Source organism: Calditrichota bacterium (assembly GCA_014359355.1).
Lineage (GTDB): Bacteria > Zhuqueibacterota > Zhuqueibacteria > JANLFK01 > Oleimicrobiaceae > Oleimicrobium.
In genome coordinates, this window is record JACIZP010000353.1 from 1 (window position 1) to 2552 (window position 2552).

Annotated in this window: 2 protein-coding genes; both read left to right on the plus strand. The window is 61.1% G+C overall.

Annotated features, from left to right (window positions below):
- The first annotated feature begins 383 nt into the window (after nt 1–383).
- A complete protein-coding gene (locus H5U38_14880; protein ID MBC7188307.1) occupies nt 384–965 on the plus strand; it encodes a hypothetical protein in 582 nt (193 codons plus the stop codon).
- Between the two features lie 123 nt (nt 966–1088).
- On the plus strand, nt 1089–1859 hold the full coding sequence (locus H5U38_14885; GenBank protein MBC7188308.1) for a hypothetical protein: 771 nt from the start codon (nt 1089–1091) through the stop codon (nt 1857–1859).
- Nucleotides 1860–2552 lie beyond the last annotated feature (693 nt).

Sequence of the window (2552 nt, forward strand, 5' to 3'; positions counted from 1 at the left end):
CTGAAGATCGTACTTGATTTTTTCGCTCGGTTTTTCTATACTCCATGCTGCGCGGCCCCGCCCTCTGCCGGCCCGGTTCCGAGGCTGGGGCGCAGAAAGCTACGAGGGCAGCGCAATGGTTGAGGCGGTTGGACATGGCCTGAGGCAATTGGGAGGGGCAAAGAGCCCGCATGCTGCCCCCGCCGGGGGAGTGGGGAGCGCTGCGGGCGGATAGCGTGCCGAATAGGCGGACAGAGGCCTGAGTGTGCGGTGCCGGGTGGCGCCCCGCGCTCAGGTCTTTCTTTTTCGGGGCGGAGCCCTCCGGGGGCGGTTGGCGCAAGAGGAGAGCTGAATATCGTCGACGCCAAGCGGAGGAGGGCACGTTATGATGAGGACATTGGCCTATGTCGGTGCGGGCTGCCTGTTCTGAGGACGGGTGCGCCAAGGGTGGCTGGGAGGTGAAGGAGCACCGGGTGTTCACCTACCGTCCTGCGGATAAAAAACTGCACTCCGCGGTCTCGGGGGAAATCGCGGAGGGCAGCTTGCGGAAGCCTACCCAGGAGCCGCCGTGTTGGCTCCTGGCGAGGGTATTCAAGGACGCGGGCTACGGCGGCGACGACTTCACTTTTTCGCAGGCGGCAGGCACACCGGGTTACTATCACAAAGTGATCTGGGACCTCACTAAGAGCCAGAGTTGCTGCGAAGAATCCTATCCGGGTGGCTTCAACGATTGTATTTCTTCCCACTCTTGGATTGAGGATGTCAACCTGGGATACAACCTGTACTCCATTCCCGTCAACATGAAGGTGTGGAAGCATGCCAATCGGCAGGGGCCAAGCGAGGAGTTCGATGCGGTGCAGAGAAGTGGGCACTGGGAGTGCTATGACCCGAACTATGCGGATAACTACTGGGGTTTTCCGCCAGAGACCATCAATGACAAGGTGTCCTCGATAGACATGTTCTATCAAGTCGCGCGTTACCAATAGGTCGGAACGTGAGCACACGAGGTGAAGGAAGCATCGCCCCCTCTGGGGCGCCGAGTGAAGCGCGGAGGGCCGGGAGGGGGCGGTGCGACAAAAGTCCAGAGCCCAGAGGAAGGAGGAGCTACAATGTGGGCGAAAGCCGTAGCTGGATCGGTACTGGCTGTCTGGCTAGTGGTGGGGGCAGAGGCCGGACAGAACAGCGGAGGCCGTACTTTTGCCTCCCTTTCCCTTGGTGGTGCCTCCCTGGTAAAGGAGGGAGGCACGTTCGCCGTGCTGCAAGGGCAGTTTCGTGGTCCGGTGCTCAATGTAGGGACGACCGGCATACAGGTTGAGTACGTAGGCTACAGGGCGGCTTACGATGGTTGCCTTCTTGCGCGAGGTGAGATCGGGTACCGCCTTTGGCGCAGGCTATCGGTTACTATTGGGGCCGAGCTGGATTGGCCGCGCTACCGCATCACTTCGTACAGTTGGACTTCGGGGTCCTATCCTCATCCCGCCTGGGGCGAGGAACCAAACGCGCCCCCTGGACTAGCGATGAGTGGCAGCAACTACTTTTTCGCTCCCAGCGTGGGTCTCCGTTTCTACTTGGCCGCGAACTCAGCCGGGCCGTACTTTGCGCTGGAGTGGGGCAAGGTATTCCGCCATGCAGATGTTCAATTGGACCGGCGGACTTACTACACCGGTTGGCCGTACGAGACCAGGGTCCGCGACCGTGACACGAAGGGCATTATGAGGCTGGGCATTGGCAATGCGTTCCCTCTGTCGTCCAGGGCCTCGATAGTTGTGTGCGTTGGTTTGACGGCGGTGAAAGATAGCGGCCTTTTCTTCTTGGACTATTTGAGTGGCGACCAGTACATCACCTTAGAGGGGAAAGGAGGAGTGGAATGGGGATTCTAAGGGGCCGATGTTGAGCCGCGAACGCCCAGGCGGCAAGAGTTTCGCGCCCACGTCCTCCGGGAGAAGGAAAAAGGTGACTGCTCTGCTGCTGGTGGCTAAGTGGCTCGGCTGTCGCCAACTTCTGCTCCATTGATTTTAGTGATACGGGCCAGCGGAGACGAGCTCATCCGTCAGCGCGTGCGGGGTAGCCTCTACGAGCTTTAGCGATCCCTCCGCGGCTGTCAAGCGTCGCAAGTAGTTTTGTTCAGGCTTTCGCACCATCCTTGCCCTTTGTGGCGTGTACCGGCCCCGCCCTCTGCCGGCCCGCTTCCGAGGCTGGGGTGCCGAAAGCTACGAGGGCAGCGCAATGGTTGAGGCAGCTGGACATAGCCAGAGGCAACTGGGAGGGGCAAAGAGCCCGCATGCTGCCCCCCCGAGGGGAAGGGGAGCGCTGCGGGCGGATAGCGTGCCCAGGAGGGAGAGAGAGGCCTGAGTGTGAGGTGCCGGGTGGCGCCCTGCGCTCAGGTCTTTTTTTTTCCGGGCGGAGCCCTCCGGGGGCGTTTAGGCCTTTGGGGGTTGAGCGTGGAATGTAATTATGAGGGAGGAAGAAAAGATGTCCAGGCGCCAGTTTAGGATCGCGTGCGCGCGGTGGTGGCTTCTTGTGGGGCTGCTCGTCGGCCTCGGTGCTCCGGGCCGGGGGCTGTATGCACAGGA